Origin of the sequence: Holdemanella hominis, from assembly GCF_014306155.1 — a bacterium.
GTDB classification, from domain to species: Bacteria; Bacillota_I; Bacilli_A; order Erysipelotrichales; family Erysipelotrichaceae; genus Holdemanella; species Holdemanella hominis.
In genome coordinates this window covers 1-18,063 of the sequence record NZ_JACRWH010000044.1, presented here as the reverse complement: position 1 = coordinate 18,063, position 18,063 = coordinate 1, and the positions used below count along the sequence as shown (strand labels likewise).

The following is an 18,063-nucleotide window of genomic DNA, read 5'->3' as shown; positions in this document are numbered from 1 at the left end:
CAGAGATTTCACAATATCTCTGCTCCCTAGTTAATAATCCTTTAAACACTCATAGGGTTTTCAACCCTACAATTTTTAAAGCCAACTTTTAGTCAACCCTATCTAATTGCGGATTACCACTTAAATTTCTAAATGGCGGTCCAGATGGGACTCGAACCCACGATCTCCTCCGTGACAGGGAGGCATGTTAACCACTACACCACTGGACCAATATTTAATTTTAAATGGAGCAGATGAGGGGAATTGAACCCCCGTATCAGCCTTGGCAAGGCTGTGTTCTACCATTGAACTACATCTGCATGAATGGCGGTCCAGATGGGACTCGAACCCACGATCTCCTCCGTGACAGGGAGGCATGTTAACCACTACACCACTGGACCATAATTTTCTAAAAATAAGATGGCGGAGAAGGAGAGATTTGAACTCTCGCGCCAGTTTCCCGACCTATACCCTTAGCAGGGGCACCTCTTCAGCCACTTGAGTACTTCTCCAAGAATATTTCCAGAATACTTATTTTTTAGAACAACCTACGTTATCCGTAACGCCCGTTTATAATAACACGGATAAAAACTTATTGCAAGTATTTTTTTAAAAAAAGATAAAAAAATTTAGAGGCCAATTTTTGACCTCTAAACTCTTACTTTCCAAACAATGTTTTGTTGTCTACTTCAGCTTTAAATTTAGCTAAAGCTTCATCTAAAGATAATGTAACACTTTCCTTTTTACCACTCTGACGAATTGTAACTGTATTATTTTCTTGCTCTCCATCACCAACTACGATTTGGTAAGTAACCTTTTGTAGCTGCGCTTCACGGACACGGTAACCCAATTTTTCATTACGAGAATCTACTGTTGCACGCATTCCTAATGCCGTTAATGCATCACATACTTTATTTGCGTATTCAACATGTTTTTCGTGGTGTACTGGAATTACAACAAATTGACGTGGAGCTAGCCATAATGGGAAGTGTCCACCAAAGTGTTCGATCAAGATACCAATGAAACGTTCAACTGATCCATAAACTACACGGTGTAACATAATTGGAGTTTTCTTTGTTCCATCTGCATCTACATATTTACATTCGAATCTTTCAGGCAAGTTCATATCCAACTGGACAGTACCACATTGCCATACACGTCCTAAGCTATCTTTGATATGGATATCCAATTTAGGTCCATAGAATGCGCCATCTCCAGGATTTACTTTATATTCTTTACCTGCATGAACACAAGCTTGTGCCAATGCTTTTTCTGAAGCATCCCAAATTTCTTCAGATCCAATATATCCACTTTCTGGACGTGTTGATAATTCAATTTCATATGGTAAACCAAATACAGAATAAATACGATCTACCAATTGTAATACTTTTTTAACTTCTTCTTCCAATTGATCAGGAGTTACAAATAAGTGCGCATCATCTTGTGTGAATGTACGCACACGGAACAATCCATTCAATGCACCACTTGCTTCGTGACGGTGTACTTGTCCTAATTCCCCTAAACGCAATGGTAAATCTTTATATGAGTGTAAAGTTGAGTTATATACTAATAATGCACCCGGACAATTCATTGGTTTGATTGCGAATTCACGATCATCAACCATTGAAGTGTACATATTGTCTTTATAATGATCCCAGTGCCCACTCAATTCCCACAATTCTTTTGACATCATAATTGGAGTCTTAATGAATTGGTATCCTTCTTTTGTATGTTCTTGGTACCAGTATTGTTCCAAGATGTTACGTAAAATCATTCCATCTGGCAAGAAGATAGGCATACCTGGCGCAAATTCACTAATTGTGAATAAGCCCATTTCTTTCCCTAATTTCTTGTGGTCACGTTTCTTAGCTTCTTCTAAAGCTTCTAAGTGAGCTTCCAATTCTTCTTTTGTATCGAAACAAATACCATAAACACGTTGAAGCATTTTATTGTTGGCATCACCTTTCCAGTAAGCACCAGAATGTTTCAATAATTTAAAGTTTTTACACTTCTTAACAGTCTCAACGTGAGGTCCACGACATAAGTCCGCAAATTCACCTTGACGATAGATTGTGATATTTCCATCCTCTAATCCATTGATCAAATCCACTTTATAAGGATCATCCTTGAACATTTCTAAAGCATCTTCTTTAGAGATTTCTTCACGAACAATTCTCTTTCCGTCTTTGGCAATTTTCTTCATTTCTTTTTCGATTTTCGCCAAATCCTCTTCTTTTAATTTTACATCCCCTAAATCCATATCGTAGTAGAAACCCTCAGAAATAACAGGTCCTACCCAAAATTTAGCATTTGGATATAAACGCTTAACAGCTTGAGCCATCATATGAGCACATGAGTGGTTCAACATAGATAAATGTTCATTTTCTAATACATTCACTAATTCCATTTTACTTTCCTCCATTTTTCCATATAAAAAGCGACAGCCATCAAAGGACGTCTGTCGCACGCGGTACCACCTTTGTTTATACAATTACTGTATACACCTCAAACCTTTTAACGCAAGAATTACGGCACACTTTTTCAAGGGCAATTCAAAGGGAGTAAATACATACATTCGCAAAGTGTTTTCACCAACCACACTCTCTCTACATTTGAATGGAATGTATTCATATCCTTATCACTATTGTTGCCTAGATTATAGACCGAAATACGAGGTGTGTCAAAAGAAAAACTCAAGAATTAATGGCAATGTCCACCACACGAATGACTTTCGCCAGATTCATGTTTTGTACAAGTCACATCGGTTGTGAATTCTAGTTGCCCACTTAAATATTTTTTAACAGCCTCATCTGCATTTCCGGTTACTCCACCAAAAGAATGAATCCCAAAACCAGCCAATGCAGTTTTAGCCCCTTGACCAATACCACCACAAAGTACAATGTTTACATTTTGTTCTTTTAGAGCATTCGAAACACTAACATGTCCATGTCCTTCGACTGTAATCACTTCACTCTTAATAATTTCATTATGATCGGTTTCATAGATTTTAAATTCTGAGCTATGCCCAAAATGTTGGAACACTTCTCCATCTTTATAACTGACTGCAATTCTCATACTATACCTTCTTTCTTATTTATTATACATCAAAAATACATCACGATAAATTAAAACACCCTTTAAATAAGGGCGTTGATTGTCTTTGGTGGAGATGAGGAGAATCGAACTCCTGTCTAAGCAAAGTCCCACGAGACAGCGTTTACAGCTTTTTCCATCTAGTTATCCAAAAGTTTCGGATGGAATCAAAAATTCTTTTGGGTTAGCTATAGTTGATTCAAGACAAGCAGCTAGCCAATGCTTATTTCTATCTTCTTTTCTTTAACACTCAGTCTGAAATAAGAAAGCGAAATTTCAGAAAGGGGCTGCAAAGCCAAACGTAGGCAATAAAATTAAGCAGCGAAAGCCATGCTTTGGTTCATACCAAATACATTAGCAAGTTTATTTTTAGCAATTAATTTAAGTTGGTTATTACACGTATCCTTCGTGGCTGTGGCTGAATCCAAACATTTACTCATCGAATGCCTGAACATCCCCAAGGAACATCAGTATAATCTATTAATACTGATTTTTCAAGGCCTTTTGAATCTCTCTTTGCGCATCCTTCGCCTTTTGAGACTCACGCTTATCATGAAGATTTTTACCTTTCGCCAAAGAAATTTCTAACTTTGCCAAACCTTTATACAAATAAATTCTCACAGGTACAACCGTATACCCTTTAACACGCGCAGATTGCTCCAATTTTTGAATTTCCTGCTTATGCATTAAGAGCTTGCGATCACGCGTTTCATCATGATTAAATCGGTTTCCAAATTCATAAGGAGAAATATGCATACCTTTAATAAAAGCTTCCCCTTTTTGAAAACTGATATAGCTGTCCTTTAATTGAACTTTTCCTCTTCGAATACTTTTAATTTCTGTTCCCTGAAGCACTAAACCTGCTTCAAAACGATCATACAACTCATATTCATGTCTTGCCTTACGATTTTCGGCTATTGTCTTTTGATTTTGACTCATTCTAAAACCACCTCTACTCCATCACAATCTTGCATTACAGACTGGACAAATTGTTGCACCCACTCTTTTGAAAGATCATAATTCGAAGCTAAATTATGTGTTTGTGCAAGCGAATCATTGTAATCTTCGATTGGGTAAGTCTTCCATGCATTATACCCTACATCAAACCATGTAATCAATGGAATAAATTTAGTATCTGTAAAAGAAGTCTTTTTTGTATCTGGATCATAGTTCAGTGTGAAGCTAGCCATTCCACCAACCATAGTAATATCCATATCCTGGGCACTCGTATAATTTCCTAATGAATAATACACAAGTGTATCTTGCTTCTTTCTTTTAATAACTTTTGCCGGTTCAATAACGTGTGGGTGTGAACCAATCACAACCTCGGCACCTAGTTCATTTAAATAATTTGCCAAATCTTCCTGCTCTTCAGTCGGCTCCATCTGATATTCTTCACCCCAATGCATAGAAACCAATTGGACATCGCTCACTTTACTTAAAGCTTCCATATCTTTTTTCATTTGATCCTTATCAATCAAATCCACAAGCCATAGCTTATCTTCAGGCACACTAAATCCATTCAAGCCATAGGTATATCCAAGAAATCCTACTTTGATTCCATTGATTTCTTTTACTAATGTACGCTTTTTATCCTTTTGAGACGTATGCGAACCCGTCGTAATAACATCTGGATAATTCTTTCGAACCAAATCAATCTGTGTTAATAAACCCTCAGCCCCTCGATCCATAGAGTGATTTGAACTTAAACTCCACCAATCAAAGCCAGCCTTATTGACAGAAGACAGAATTTCTATAGGTCCATTAAAAGTAGGGTATCCACTCAATTCATACTCTTCTCCAATGCATAACGTTTCAAAATTGATATATGCCAAATCTGCATTTTGTGTATATTTATTTGTCATTTCATAATAGGAATCAAAATTGTAATATCCATCTCTTTGGTATGGGTACCAATACATCGCACCATGATACAAGTTGTCACCTACACCTACAAACGTAAATGATTTTTTATTTTCCTGTTTTTTTGTAGAAACATTTTTTACAATCTTTGTTGCTTCTTTCGAATTTGGTGTGGGGTGTGTTAAAATAAAGCCCATTAAGCTGAAATTGAATATACATAATATAATGATCCATGTCCATTTCTTTTTCATAAGTTAATTTTATCAGAAAAAGCTTGCATTTTCCAAAATAATTAGGTAATATTATAAAGCACTTGGGGTGTTAGCTCAGCTGGGAGAGCACCTGCCTTGCACGCAGGGGGTCATCGGTTCGATCCCGATACGCTCCACCAAGTAAAAAATACGCTGTAAGCAAATTTGCTTACAGCTTTTTTTCATTCAATTTCTTCAAAAATACCAGACTTTTGATAAAGAACCCATTTTCCAATATTTACACAATGATCACAAATTCTTTCTAAGTACTTACCGACAAGTAACACATCCACTAGAGTCCCTGTATCATGCTCTTTTCTGGCTAATAAATCAACATAAACCTCTTTAGCCTTTTCATATTGTGCATCCGCTTGATCATCCATTTTAATAACTTGATCTGCTGCTTTTTCGTCTTTCTGAATAAAACCTTCAATCGCAAGTGTAATCATTTCTTTTGCGATGATAAATTGTTGTTGAATACTATCATCCACAACTAAATTTTCCATATTCAAAGCACAAATCAGTTCTGAAACTTCTTTTTCCTGATCCATAATACGTGTTAGATCACGAATTGTATTTGTAGCTACAGTAATACGTCTTAAGTCTTTCGCAACTGGATGTTGAAGAAGAAGAATCTTCATACAAATCTGTTCAGCTTCTCTTCCTTGTTCACTCACTTCTTCATGCATTTGTGAAACATCTTGAACTAAAGTTTTGTTTCCATCTAAAATAGCGTGCTTGCAAAACCACAATCCTTTTAAACAGTCTTGAGACATTTGTGCCATAGTCAGTTCTAACTGTTTTGTTTGTTTTAAAAACTTTGTAGGTAAAACCATTATCCAAACCTCCCTGTAATATAGTCTTCTGTTTTCTTTTCTTTTGGCGCAGAGAACAATGTTTCTGTAGCACTATACTCAATTAAATTTCCCAATAAGAAGAAGGCTGTTTTATCACTAATACGCATAGCTTGCTGCATATTGTGAGTAACAATAACGATTGTATAGTCTTTTTTCAATTCTAAAGTTAACTCTTCAATCTTACTAGTTGAAATTGGATCTAGAGCACTTGTAGGTTCGTCCATCAACAACACTTCCGGCTGCATAGCCAAGGCTCTTGCGATACATAAGCGTTGTTGTTGTCCACCAGACATTCCCAATGCGGATTTATGTAGACGATCCTTCACTTCATCCCAAATGGCAGCTTGTCTTAAACTTCTTTCAACAATTTCATCCAATTCACTTTTCTTTTTGATTCCAAAAATTCTTGGGCCATACGCAATATTATCATAAATACTTTTTGGGAATGGATTGGGTTGTTGAAATACCATTCCAACTCTACGTCTTAATTCAATCGCATCCATATTTTTGTAGATATCCGTTCCATCTAGACAAATATCACCTGTGATTTTAGTACTTTCCACCAAATCATTCATTCGATTCAATGTTTTTAAAAATGTTGATTTACCACATCCACTAGGACCAATGAATGCTGTAATTTCTTTTTCTTTGATATCCAAATTTATATTCTTTAAGGCATGAAAATCACCATAATATAAATTCAGATCATTCACTGTAAATTTATTATTCATACGTAACCTTTCTATTTCTCTAATCCAGCTTGTTTTTTGGAAATGTGTCTTGACCAAACATTGGCTCCAATACTAAATGCCAATACTAAAATCATCAACACAGCACTAGATAAATTAGCCAATGCACGATCTTGTCCATTGGTTTGTAAGTTCCAGATTTGGATGGATAATGTTTCAGCAGGTCTTAACACATTAATTGGCGATGTTGGAGAAGTAAAACTAAAATTATTCCAACGCAAATCACTTCCTGAACCAGTTGTATAAAGTAATACAGCAGCTTCACCAAATCCACGACCAGCCGCCAAGATAACTCCAGTCATAATACGTGATAGGCATGCTGGCAATAATACATGGAATATGGTTTGCCACTTTGTTGCTCCAAGTCCCATACTTCCGTGATAATAGCCTTCAGGCAAACCTTTTATCGCATCTTCTGTAGTTGTTGTAATCAAAGGTAAACTTAGAATTGATATAGACAGGGCACCTGCTAATAAACTTTTTGATAATCCAATGACAACTAAGAAAATCAAATATCCAAATAAACCTACAACAATACTTGGTAAAGAAGACAATGTTTCAATACAAGTTCTTAAAAAGCGTGTTACAAGCCCAGGTTTTGCGTACATCGCCAAATAAATGCCTGCTAATACTCCAATTGGAACCGAAACCAACAAAGAAATAAATACTAAGTAAATCGTATTAAAAACTTGGTTTCCAATGCTGCCAGATCGAGTAAAGCCAAACATTTCTGGTTTAGCCCCTAACAACCCTCCAATAATAACTTTACCGGCAAAGCCTACAAGAAGTAAAAAGAAGAATAAGGCGATACCATAAAAGACGATTGTCATGAATTGATCAATCATTTTTGCTCTTTTAATTCTAGAATCCATCTCTATTCTCCTTTCGGTTTTGAAAACTTATGAATAATAGTAATAAATAATAACGAAATCAAGAACAATAATAAAGCCATTGTCCATAGGGCTGCCTTCATTTCTCCACCTTCCATCGCATTTCCCATTTGAGCTGCAATTTCCGTTGTTAGTGTTTTTGAAGTAGAAAAAATACTCTTAGGCAAAGCTGTTGTTTGCCCAATAACCATCGCAACAGCTAAAGCTTCACCAAACGCTCTTGCAAGTCCTAATACAATTCCTGAAATGACTCCAGGTAATGCAGCAGGAATTACGACACGATATATCGTTTGCCAACGTGTTGAGCCAAGTCCATAAGCAGCCATTCGTGTTTCTTTTGAAACAGCTCGAATCGCATCACTGGCAACACTGGTAATCGATGGGAAAATCATAATTGATAAAACAAGACTTGCCGCAAGCACGGAATGTCCTACCTGCAAATCAAATACTTTCTTTAAGAACGGAATCAAGACCGTTAATCCAACCCATCCATAGACAACACTAGGAATTCCGGCAAAAATTTCTACCATAGGACGATAGAATTTTTCACCAAACTTAGGTGAAATTTCTGTCATAAAAATAGATGATCCTAACGCAAAAGGCGTGGCAATCAATAAGGCCAATCCACAAACACATAGCGATCCAACAATAAAGATCAAGGCTCCTACATGTCCTTTTGAACTGGCATTATCCATTGGTGCCCAATTTGCACTGCCAAGAAACTCTCCTAGAGTATGATGAAATTTAAAAAATGTATCAGAACCTTTATAAACTAGAAAAGCTCCAATTAATAGAGTTACAAATATCACGAGCAGACCACCAATTGTGACAAGAATCTGCCAAAAATATTCTTTACAAAACATGCTTTTACGACTCATCAAATTCCTCCAAACTAAATGAATAACGGACATATATTTCAATGTCCGTTAAAGAACTCGCAATTAGTGATCTGTTTTTTCCATTTTGCTAGAAACACCATAGCCTAATGATTCCATTTTCTTACCGAATTTTTCACCCATGATGTAATCTAAGAATGCTTTTGTAGCTTTATCTGGCTCTCCATTTGTATACATGTGCTCAAATGTCCAAACTTTATAGTCACCACTATATGTGTTTTCTAATGTCGGTTCAACGCCATCAATTGCGACTGTATCTACATCGTCATTGTCTACTAAGTAAGATAATGCCACATAACCGATTGCACCTCTTGTATCTGTTACATTTTGTAACAATACACCAGAATCATCTGTTTCCATTGAAGCGTTGCTAGCTTCTTCATTTCCATCTAATGCATATTTTTGGAATGTTGCTCTTGTTCCTGATGAAGTTGGACGAGTAACTAAGACAATGTCTTCATCTGGTCCACCAACATCTTTCCAGTTCGTTGTTTTTCCTGTGAAGATATCAATCAATTGTTGTTTGGTTAAATCTTTAACACCAACATCTTTATTTACGATTGGAGCCATTGTTACAACACAAACTTGGTGATCGACTAAATCTTTAGCTTGATCCTTATCTAATTTTTCTTCAGCTGCCACATCGGAGTTTCCTAGTGTAACTGTTTTATCAGCTACCTGTTTTAAACCTTCTCCTGAACCACCAGCATCTACTGTAATAGAAACATCTGGGTTTTCGTTTGAAAACTGTTCGGCTGCAACATCAACCAATGGTTTCAATGCACTTGAGCCTGCGGCTGTAATTGTTCCGCTTAAACTTTCATTTTTTGAATCGCTGTCATCGGATGCAGTATTTGAACTACATCCTACCATAGCTGCAGATAATCCTACGATCATTGCGCCTTTTAAAAACTTATTCATATTTTCCTTGTCCTCTTTTCTTTCGACACACATATCATAATGCATGTTTGTTAAACGAAAAAAATGGTTCTGTTAAGGTTTTGTTAAATGATTTGTTTTAATTTTAAGCACACCTGAATTTAATTTATGAACAAAATTATTGAAATATAATGTAAATAAATGTATAATCGTGAAACATAAAGAAAGGAAAGGTGGAAATGCTTTCACCGAGGTAACAAAATGACACGTGTATATAACTTTAGTGCCGGTCCCGCATGCTTACCAGAATGGGTCTTAACCAAAGCTGCAAGCGAAATGTTAGATGCTCATAATAGTGGAATGAGTGTTATGGAGATGTCCCACCGTTCCAGTGAATTCCAGGATATTATAGATACTTGTAAAGCAAGATTAAAAAGATTGATGAACATTCCTGATGAATATGAAATTTTATTCTTACAAGGAGGTGCTTCTTTACAATTTACTATGATTCCTTTGAATTTAGAAAAACATAACGTAGATTTGATCAATACAGGTCAATGGACAAAGAAAGCTTTAAAAGAACATAAAAAATTAGGAAAAGTAAATGTAGTAGCGTCAAGTGAAGAAGATAACTTTACGTATATTCCTAAAATTAAACAAGAAGATTTAAGTGAAGATTCTGATTATGTATATATTTGTGAGAACAACACAATCTATGGAACTAAATATAAAGAACTTCCTCCACATGAAGGAAAGTTATTAGTTGCAGATTTATCAAGTTGTATTTTAAGTGAAAGAACGGATGTTTCTAAATATGATTTAATTTTTGCCGGTGCTCAAAAGAATATGGGGCCTGCAGGTTTAACTGTGGTTATCATAAAAAAAGACTTGATTGGTTTAGCTGATGAAAAAACACCAAGCATGTTAAACTACAAAACATATGCTGACAATGATTCTATGTTCAATACGCCACCTACTTATTCCATCTATATTTGTGGTTTAGTACTTGAATGGCTAGAAACACAAATAGGTGGATTGGAAAATATGGAAAAGATCAATCGTAAAAAAGCTAAATTATTATATGACTATATTGATGCTTCTAAACTCTATTCAAATCCTGTTGTACCTGAAGATCGTTCTTATACAAATGTTCCTTTTGTGACTAGTGATAAGAATCTAGATACTAAATTTGTTAAAGAAGCAAAAGAAGCAGGAATTGTAAATATTAAAGGTCACAGAACGGTTGGTGGTATGCGTGCAAGTATTTATAATGCCATGCCACTTGAAGGTGTAGAAGCCCTAATTGCATTTATGAAGAAATTTGAAGAGGAGAATTATAATGCCTAAAATAAAGCTCTACAATAATATTGCGCAAATTGGTTTAGATCAGTTTACGCCAGATTATGAAGTAAACGAAAATATGGAAGATGAAGATGCTATTTTAGTTCGTAGTACCAATCTTCATGATATTACATATAATGCCAACCTTAAAGCTATCGCTCGTGCAGGTGCGGGTGTCAACAACATTGATATTGATACTTGTACTAAAAAAGGGATTGCCGTATTCAATACTCCAGGCGCAAATAGTAATGCCGTAAAAGAACTTGTATTTGCGGGTATGTTACTAGCAAGTCGTGATATTTATCATGGTATTGAATGGATCCAAACGCAAAAAGAAAATGAGAACATCACAAAAGATATTGAAAAACAAAAAAAGAAATATGCTGGACACGAATTAACCGGTAAATCACTAGGTGTCATCGGTTGTGGTGCCATTGGTATCCAGGTTGCCAATCTATCCTTACGCTTTGGTATGAAAGTTTATGGATATGATCCATATATGTCTGTCGATGCTGCATGGAACTTATCTCGATATGTAAATCATGTCACAAATATTGATGATTTATATCGTCAATGTGATTTTATTACGATTCATGTGCCTTTAAATGATGGAACTAAAAACTTTATCAATAAAGATAGTTTTGACAAGATGAAAGATGGCGTCAAATTATTAAACTTTGCTCGTGGTGGCCTCGTTGATGAAGATGCTCTATTGGTGGCATTAGATGACAACAAAGTTGAATCTTATGTGACTGATTTTCCAAGTTTAAAAGTTATTCAAAATGATAAAGTCATCGCAATTCCTCACTTAGGTGCTTCAACCGAAGAGAGTGAAGAGAATTGTGCTTTAAAAGCCGCTCAGGAACTGATGAATTATTTAACTTATGGAAATATTTCAAATTCTGTCAATTTACCAAATGCGAAGATGGATATGAATTCACCATTTAGAATCACTTGTATTCATGAAAATAAGCCTAAAATGATTTCTCAAATCACAGATATTTTTAAGGATGCTAATATTGAAAACTTAATGAATAAATCTAAAAAAGATATTGCGTATACAATTATTGATTTAGATTCAGAAGTTGATATTTCTCCAATTGAAAAAATCAATGGTATGATTAGAGTATCTACTTATAAGAAATAGGATGGTACTATGATTGATGCACATACACATTTAGAAAATGGTGATTTAAGCATTGAATATGTTCATAAGTTTATCGATGCTGCCAAAGAAAAAGGGATTACTCATCTTCAAATATTAGATCACACACATAGATTCTTTGAATTTAAAGACTGTTATAAAAGAGTTTGTGAAGTATCTAAATTACAAGAAGAGTGGTTTTTAAAGAAACAAAAAAACTCCATAGATGATTATTTAAAATTAATTGAGGCATTAAAAAAAGAAACTTTTGACATCGCTGTACGTTTTGGCCTTGAAGTATGTTACACGCCTGAAACAGAAAGTCTATTATCCTCCATTCTTAAAAACTACCATTTTGACTTTCTAATTGGCAGTGTACACTCTGTAAATGGTTATCTATATGATATGGATGCCTTTTCTAAAGAATTACTTTGGAACAAAAATGATCCTTCTAATATTTATAAGTCCTACTATGACACTATTGAAAAACTAATCCAATCCAATCTCTTTGATCAAGTGGGTCATCCAGATGTGATCAAATTGTATTCGATTGATCCAGGCTACGATTTACATCCTACCTACCATCATATCGCTCGTCTGGCAAATGAATACAACATTAAAATGGAAGACAACACTAAAGCTCATTATTCATATCATCATCCTGATATTGGCTTAAATGCTGATTTTAGAAATATCCTAAAAGAAAATAATGTAAAAATTGTTACTGCAAGTGATGCTCATTATCCTAACGATGTGGGGCGCTGCTTTGAATTATTTGATCCTAGATAAGCCTAGGATCTTTTTTTAGGCAAAGAAAAAGACAGAACTTAATCTGTCTGTGTTTCTTTATTGACTAAAAATACACTTAAACTTACCAGTAACAATGCAATTAAACTTGATAGTTGGAATGCCTGATTGGATTCATGTAATACAACACTTGATAAAATCACACCGATGATAGGTGTTACGCACATATAGACACCAATCTTACTAACAGGATTTACAGATAATAACAATCCCCAAATCGTATAGGCGATAGCAGATACAAGAGCTAAATGAATCAATACAAGAAGGCCTAGATTAAATCCAAATGTAATGTGTCCTCCCATTAAATAGCCTGTTATAGCTAAGAGAATACCTCCTAGAGAGAATTGATATCCACTTAACAGGACGGCATTTTGATTTTGTGTGAACTTCTTAATAAAGGCAGCCGATATAGATCCACAAAATTGTGACATCAACACAAAGCCTTCACCCACAAAGGAAAAACTGACACTGGCTCCACTGACATTCATAAATAAAATGCCTAAGAATCCAATAAAACAGCCTAATGCTTTTCGTGCTGTAATTTTTTCATAATGAAAAATTAAACTTGCCACTAACAAAGATATAAAGGCACTGGTTCCTGAAATAATGGATCCGTTGACTCCTGATGTATGTGAAAGTCCAATATAATAGAAAAAATACTGTCCAGCCGTTTGAAAAAGAGCTAGAGTGCATATGCCTTGAATATTCTCTTTTTTAGCAACTAATACTTTTTTCTGTAAGAAAGAAGCAAATAATATGACTAAAAATCCAGCTAATGTAAAACGTATGCCTGCAAACATTAAAATACTAGGTACACCTTCAATATTAAATAGCTTATATCCCCATTTAATGAATGGAGCTGCACTTCCCCATAGTGTACAACATAGCACGGCTAGTAAAAATACATGTAATGGCTGTTTAAAAAATTCCCTTTTCTCCATATCCAATTAAAACTTATCCTTCCTTTTTTTCTTCTAATTCCATCCAACGATTAGTTAAAGTTTCAAGTTCTTCTTCTTTCTGCGCTCTCAAATCACTTAATTCTTTTAATTTCGCAAAATCACTTTGACACTCATTCATCTGATAGTCTAAAGCTTCGATTTCACTTTCTAATACTTCCATCTTCTCAGGAAGTTGCTCCAATTCCTTTTTTTCCATATAAGATAATTGAGATCTTTTCTTCTTTTCAATCGGCTTTTGAACAACAACCTTCTTATTCTCATCTTTTGATTTCACTAAATAATCACTATATCCTCCACTGTACTGTTTAAAAGTACCATCTTCTTGATGGACAAACACTTTATCCACAACACGATCCAAAAAATATCGGTCATGGCTTACAGTAATAATGGCTCCTTGGAAATCATCTAAATAATCTTCTAATACGTCTAATGTCAAAATATCCAAATCATTTGTTGGCTCATCCAATAACAGGATATTTGGTTCTTGCATCAAAACTCTTAATAGATATAGTCTTCTTCTTTCTCCACCGGATAGTCTTGATAGCGTGGTATAGTGCATATTTCTTGGAAATAAAAATCTTTCAAGCATTTGCGAAGCACTTAGTGTCATACAATCGTATTCAATGACTTTAGAAACTTCTTCAATATAATCAATGACACGCATATTTAGATCGACACCTTGATCCGCTTGTCTGAAATATCCAATTTTAACTGTGGTTCCATATTCAATGGTTCCATAGGTTGGTTGTTTCACCCCTGCAATAACATCTAACAAAGTAGATTTTCCACATCCATTCTCTCCAATGATACCTATTCGGTCTTGTCGTAATAATACATAGTTAAAATCATGAAATAATGACTTTTCTGGATAATTAAATCCTAAATTCATACATTCAATTGTTTTATTCCCCAATCGTTGCATAGTCGCATTTATTTTTAATGACTCTTCTTGCTGTTTAAAACGTTTCTGACGCAATTCTTCAAACCTTTGAAGTCGACTATTAGATTTTGTACCACGCGCCTGTACGCCCGCTCTAACCCACTCTAATTCCTTTTTATATAAGTTCTTGTGTTTATGGGCTGCTAATTTTTCTTGTTCAATACGCGTTTCCTTATTTTCTAAGTACACTTCATAATTTCCATTATGAATATATAAGTCGCCTTGATCCAATTCAATCATTTTTGTACAAACACGATCTAAAAAATAACGATCGTGTGTGACCATAAATATTGCACTCTTTGATCGAATCAAATAATTTTCCAACCATTCAACCATATCATTATCCAAATGGTTTGTCGGTTCATCCAAAAGCAACAAATCACAACTTGTGCATAGTGCTAAGGCAAGAGCCACTCTTTTTCTTTGTCCACCTGACATATTTGACATGGCGCTTTGATAATCTGTAATACCCAGTTTCGTTAGAATCGATTTTAATTCAAATTCTGCGACGGGGTGCTCATTTTTAGAATTCACAAGTTGAATTTCATCCCAAACACAATCCGTTTTGAATTCTGGATTTTGAGGTAAATAATGAATCTTGATTCCATTTTTTTTAATTATGATTCCTGAATCATAATTTTCAATACCTGCAAGTATCTTTAATAAAGTACTTTTACCTGTACCATTGACTCCAATCAACGCAATTTTATCAGTATCTTCTATTGTGAAACTCGCATCTTTTAAAATGCATTTATCATTTATATTCTTTTTTAAACTTTCTGTTGAAATTAACATAACATCACCTGAGTTTTATTATATAATACTTTTTGAGGTGACACGCATGAAACTTATTAAAAATATTCAAATTTATGCACCTGAAAATTTGGGAGTAAAAGATGTATTAATTTCAGATTCTAAAATCGAAAAAATTGATAATCATATCGAACTTTCTTATCCAATTGAAACAATTGATGGCACAGGATGCATTTTAACGCCAGGTCTAATTGATCGCCATGTTCATATTACTGGTGGTGGTGGAGAAGCCGGATTTATTTCTAGAGCTAGGCCTATAGATGTACAGGAAATATTAGATGCAGGTATCACAACTGTCATTGGATTATTGGGAACAGACGGTTACACAAGAAGCACAAAAGAATTATTTGCGAAAGCTAAAGAACTAACACAAAAAGGTGTACATACGTATATCTTAACGGGCAGCTATGCCTATCCTAGTAATACACTAACAAGTTCAGTGGAAGACGATATTGTGTTTATTGATAGTATTCTAGGGGTTAAGCTTGCATTAAGTGATCATAGATCGAGTCATATTACAGAAGATGAATTAATTCATTTGGCTTCTAGAATTCGTACAGCGAGTCTTATAGCTGGAAAACAAGCAAATTTAACAATTCATATGGGTGATGAAAAACAAGCCTTAGAACTTGTCTTTAAGGCCATAGAAAAAGCCGATATTCCTATTTCATTATTCCAGCCTACACATTGTTCAAGAAATCCTCATTTATTTGAAGAAGCAAAAAGATTTACTGATATGGGTGGTACAATTGACATTACATGTGATGGTAATGGTAAAACTTTGAGTTACATTCAACAAATCCAAAATACAGAGAAAGTAACCATTTCTAGTGATGCACAAGGATCTTGGTCTACATACAATGAAGATGGATCCGTTAAAGAAATTGGTATTACGCCAATTTCAAACTTAAAAAAAGAATTCATTTATCTGAAAAATGAATTTGGGTATGAAAATGCTTTGCCATTCTTTACGAAAAATGTTGCGAATGTATTAGGTTTTAAACATAAAGGACAAGTTAAAGAGGGATTTGATTGTGATCTTGTCATTTGGAAGGAAGATCAAATTCAAAAAGTTATCACAAAAAAATAGGCACTGATTAACTCAGTGCCTTTATTATTTATTAAATTACTTAACGAATTGTACAATTGCCATTGGAGCTGCATCTCCACGACGGATACGTGTTTTTACTACACGAGTGTATCCACCATTACGATCTGCATATGCTGGTCCAATTTCATTGAATAATTTTTGAAGAGCTGTTGTTCCCTCTTCATCAACTTCTACATTGCGAACATAAGCTGCTGCTTGTCTACGTGCATGTAAATCACCACGTTTTGCTAATGTTACTAATGAGTCCATTACAGCGCTTAATTCTTTTGCTTTCATTTCTGTTGTTTCGATTTGTCCGTTTTCAATCAAAGATGTTGCCATGTTACGCAACAATGCTTTACGATGATCGGCTTTACGTCCCAATTTACGATTCCACATGGTATTTCCTCCTATCCGTTATTCTGCTTAAAAGACAATCCTAATTCTTTAATTTTGTCTTTAACTTCTTGTAATGATTTCTTTCCTAAATTACGAACGTGAATCATTTCCTCTTCTGTTTTTTGAGTTAATTCATCAACAGTCGCAATACCAGCACGTTTTAAACAGTTATAAGAACGAACTGATAGTTCTAAGTCTTCAATCATTTTATGAGTAGTATGTGCTACAGGTTCTTCTGAAACTTCAACTTCTTTTTCTTTCACTTCAAGACTAGCTTCATCAACTGATGCCAAAATTGATAAGTGATCACGTAAGATTTTACCTGCTACAGCTAATGCTTCACTCGGTTTAATTGTTTCATCTGTAGTAATTTCTAACTCTAATGAATCATACATACTTCCATCTTCGCCTTTAATTGGTGTAGCTACATAGCTAACATTTTTAACTGGTGAATATAGAGAATCTGTATAAATAATACCAAGAGGTTGTCCTTCATTTTGGTACATTCTTTTATTTACATCAGAACGTACGAATCCACGGCCTAAACGAGCCTGAAGTTCCATGTGCATAGAACCTCCTTCAGACAAAGTACAAATTGGTAAATCTTTGTTTAACACAGTAACTCCTGTTGGACATTCGATATCACCTGCTAAGACTGTTTTTGGTCCTTCCTGGTCAATACGAAGTGTATAAACTTCATTGTCATGAATATCAATATCTAAAATCAATTGTTTCAAATTTAAAATAATTGAAGCAACGTCTTCTTTTACCCCTTTAATACCTGTAAATTCGTGGTATACGCCGTCAATACGAATACTGAAGATCGCACCTCCAGGAATTGAAGATAATAATACACGGCGAAGTGCATTACCTAATGGTGTACCATAACGATATTCTAATGGTTCTAATAAGAATTTACCTACTTTTGTTGTTTCTTCGATAGTCGAAATTTTATACTTTGTGCTCATTTGGACACCTCCTTAGTATGGTGACTATCCACGAGGTCGTTTTGGTGGACGACATCCGTTGTGTGGAATTGGTGTTACATCATTGATCATTGTAATTTCTAAACCAGCTACCTGTAATGCTCTGACAGCTGCTTCACGTCCA

The 18,063-nt window shown here is 34.9% G+C and carries 18 protein-coding genes, 5 tRNA genes, 1 other RNA gene and 1 other annotated feature; of the genes, 5 read left to right on the top strand and 19 right to left on the bottom strand.

The window, feature by feature from the left end:
- Positions 1 to 133: 133 nt before the first annotated feature.
- The 9 genes from H8911_RS09385 to H8911_RS09345 form a co-directional block, all read right to left on the bottom strand.
- Positions 134 to 209: transfer RNA gene (locus H8911_RS09385), tRNA-Asp, on the bottom strand.
- 16 nt (positions 210 to 225) lie between these two features.
- A tRNA-Gly gene (locus H8911_RS09380) sits at positions 226 to 299 on the bottom strand.
- 5 nt (positions 300 to 304) lie between these two features.
- Positions 305 to 380 (bottom strand) — tRNA-Asp (locus tag H8911_RS09375).
- A 20-nt stretch (positions 381 to 400) separates the two neighbouring features.
- A tRNA-Ser gene (locus H8911_RS09370) sits at positions 401 to 491 on the bottom strand.
- A 146-nt stretch (positions 492 to 637) separates the two neighbouring features.
- The gene (gene thrS, locus H8911_RS09365; protein ID WP_186999458.1) at positions 638 to 2,386 is read right to left on the bottom strand and encodes a threonine--tRNA ligase; all 1,749 of its coding nucleotides are present in this window, start codon (positions 2,384 to 2,386) and stop codon (positions 638 to 640) included.
- Positions 2,387 to 2,426: 40 nt separating this feature from the next.
- Positions 2,427 to 2,630: a binding site (T-box leader), on the bottom strand.
- A 49-nt stretch (positions 2,631 to 2,679) separates the two neighbouring features.
- Complete coding sequence (locus tag H8911_RS09360; protein WP_117925038.1) at positions 2,680 to 3,054, bottom strand: NifB/NifX family molybdenum-iron cluster-binding protein; 375 nt, start codon at positions 3,052 to 3,054, stop codon at positions 2,680 to 2,682.
- A gap of 86 nt (positions 3,055 to 3,140) precedes the next feature.
- Positions 3,141 to 3,531: a transfer-messenger RNA gene (gene ssrA, locus H8911_RS09355) on the bottom strand.
- A gap of 21 nt (positions 3,532 to 3,552) precedes the next feature.
- Positions 3,553 to 4,011 carry an SsrA-binding protein SmpB gene (smpB, locus tag H8911_RS09350; protein WP_117925037.1) on the bottom strand — a complete coding sequence of 153 codons (459 nt, stop codon included), beginning with the start codon at positions 4,009 to 4,011 and terminating at the stop codon, positions 3,553 to 3,555.
- Complete coding sequence (locus tag H8911_RS09345; protein ID WP_186999457.1) at positions 4,008 to 5,186, bottom strand: CapA family protein; 1,179 nt, start codon at positions 5,184 to 5,186, stop codon at positions 4,008 to 4,010. Before H8911_RS09345 ends, smpB begins: the two co-directional genes overlap by 4 nt.
- A 64-nt stretch (positions 5,187 to 5,250) precedes the next feature.
- Here H8911_RS09345 and H8911_RS09340 point away from each other — a divergent pair.
- Positions 5,251 to 5,326: transfer RNA gene (locus tag H8911_RS09340), tRNA-Ala, on the top strand.
- A 42-nt stretch (positions 5,327 to 5,368) separates the two neighbouring features.
- Here the strand turns inward: H8911_RS09340 and phoU are convergent.
- The 5 genes from phoU to H8911_RS09315 all read right to left on the bottom strand — a co-directional run bounded on the left by phoU (position 5,369) and on the right by H8911_RS09315 (position 9,499).
- Positions 5,369 to 6,022, bottom strand: a complete 654-nt coding sequence (phoU, locus tag H8911_RS09335; protein WP_117925033.1) for a phosphate signaling complex protein PhoU — start codon at positions 6,020 to 6,022, stop codon at positions 5,369 to 5,371.
- The gene (gene pstB / locus H8911_RS09330; protein ID WP_186999456.1) at positions 6,022 to 6,774 is read right to left on the bottom strand and encodes a phosphate ABC transporter ATP-binding protein PstB; all 753 of its coding nucleotides are present in this window, start codon (positions 6,772 to 6,774) and stop codon (positions 6,022 to 6,024) included. Before pstB ends, phoU begins: the two co-directional genes overlap by 1 nt.
- Before the next feature lie 11 nt (positions 6,775 to 6,785).
- Complete coding sequence (gene pstA, locus H8911_RS09325; RefSeq protein WP_117571644.1) at positions 6,786 to 7,664, bottom strand: phosphate ABC transporter permease PstA; 879 nt, start codon at positions 7,662 to 7,664, stop codon at positions 6,786 to 6,788.
- Between the two features lie 2 nt (positions 7,665 to 7,666).
- The gene (pstC, locus tag H8911_RS09320; RefSeq protein ID WP_244975780.1) at positions 7,667 to 8,560 is read right to left on the bottom strand and encodes a phosphate ABC transporter permease subunit PstC; all 894 of its coding nucleotides are present in this window, start codon (positions 8,558 to 8,560) and stop codon (positions 7,667 to 7,669) included.
- 63 nt (positions 8,561 to 8,623) lie between these two features.
- Entirely contained in the window at positions 8,624 to 9,499 is an 876-nt protein-coding gene (locus tag H8911_RS09315; protein ID WP_117925028.1) for a phosphate ABC transporter substrate-binding protein, read from the bottom strand.
- Between the two features lie 219 nt (positions 9,500 to 9,718).
- Between H8911_RS09315 and serC the strand changes: the two genes are divergently transcribed.
- From serC to H8911_RS09300, 3 genes are read left to right on the top strand one after another with little or no spacing between them, the layout of a single operon-like run.
- Positions 9,719 to 10,804: a 3-phosphoserine/phosphohydroxythreonine transaminase gene (gene serC, locus H8911_RS09310; protein WP_186999454.1), complete on the top strand. Its 1,086-nt coding sequence runs from the start codon at positions 9,719 to 9,721 to the stop codon at positions 10,802 to 10,804.
- The gene (locus H8911_RS09305; protein ID WP_186999453.1) at positions 10,797 to 11,945 is read left to right on the top strand and encodes a 3-phosphoglycerate dehydrogenase family protein; all 1,149 of its coding nucleotides are present in this window, start codon (positions 10,797 to 10,799) and stop codon (positions 11,943 to 11,945) included. The genes serC and H8911_RS09305 overlap by 8 nt, the downstream gene beginning before the upstream one ends.
- A gap of 9 nt (positions 11,946 to 11,954) precedes the next feature.
- Positions 11,955 to 12,731, top strand: a complete 777-nt coding sequence (locus tag H8911_RS09300; protein WP_186999452.1) for a histidinol-phosphatase HisJ family protein — start codon at positions 11,955 to 11,957, stop codon at positions 12,729 to 12,731.
- A gap of 38 nt (positions 12,732 to 12,769) precedes the next feature.
- On the opposite strand, the gene H8911_RS09295 is transcribed toward H8911_RS09300, so the two are convergent.
- The gene (locus H8911_RS09295) at positions 12,770 to 13,690 is read right to left on the bottom strand and encodes a DMT family transporter (RefSeq protein ID WP_186999451.1); all 921 of its coding nucleotides are present in this window, start codon (positions 13,688 to 13,690) and stop codon (positions 12,770 to 12,772) included.
- 13 nt (positions 13,691 to 13,703) lie between these two features.
- A complete protein-coding gene (locus H8911_RS09290; protein ID WP_186999450.1) occupies positions 13,704 to 15,446 on the bottom strand; it encodes an ABC-F family ATP-binding cassette domain-containing protein in 1,743 nt (580 codons plus the stop codon).
- Positions 15,447 to 15,492: 46 nt separating this feature from the next.
- On the opposite strand from H8911_RS09290, the gene iadA reads away from it, so the two are divergent.
- A complete protein-coding gene (gene iadA, locus H8911_RS09285) occupies positions 15,493 to 16,554 on the top strand; it encodes a beta-aspartyl-peptidase (RefSeq protein ID WP_186999449.1) in 1,062 nt (353 codons plus the stop codon).
- Between the two features lie 36 nt (positions 16,555 to 16,590).
- Here the strand turns inward: iadA and rplQ are convergent, their stop codons facing one another.
- From rplQ to rpsK, 3 genes are all read right to left on the bottom strand, one after another.
- On the bottom strand, positions 16,591 to 16,953 hold the full coding sequence (gene rplQ, locus H8911_RS09280) for a 50S ribosomal protein L17 (protein ID WP_117571636.1): 363 nt from the start codon (positions 16,951 to 16,953) through the stop codon (positions 16,591 to 16,593).
- Positions 16,954 to 16,964: 11 nt separating this feature from the next.
- Positions 16,965 to 17,921, bottom strand: coding sequence for a DNA-directed RNA polymerase subunit alpha (locus tag H8911_RS09275; RefSeq protein WP_117925013.1), 957 nt, complete (start codon positions 17,919 to 17,921; stop codon positions 16,965 to 16,967).
- A 24-nt stretch (positions 17,922 to 17,945) separates the two neighbouring features.
- Positions 17,946 to 18,063 (bottom strand): 30S ribosomal protein S11 (rpsK, locus tag H8911_RS09270; RefSeq protein WP_186999223.1); only part of this gene is annotated, 118 nt, incomplete at its 5' end.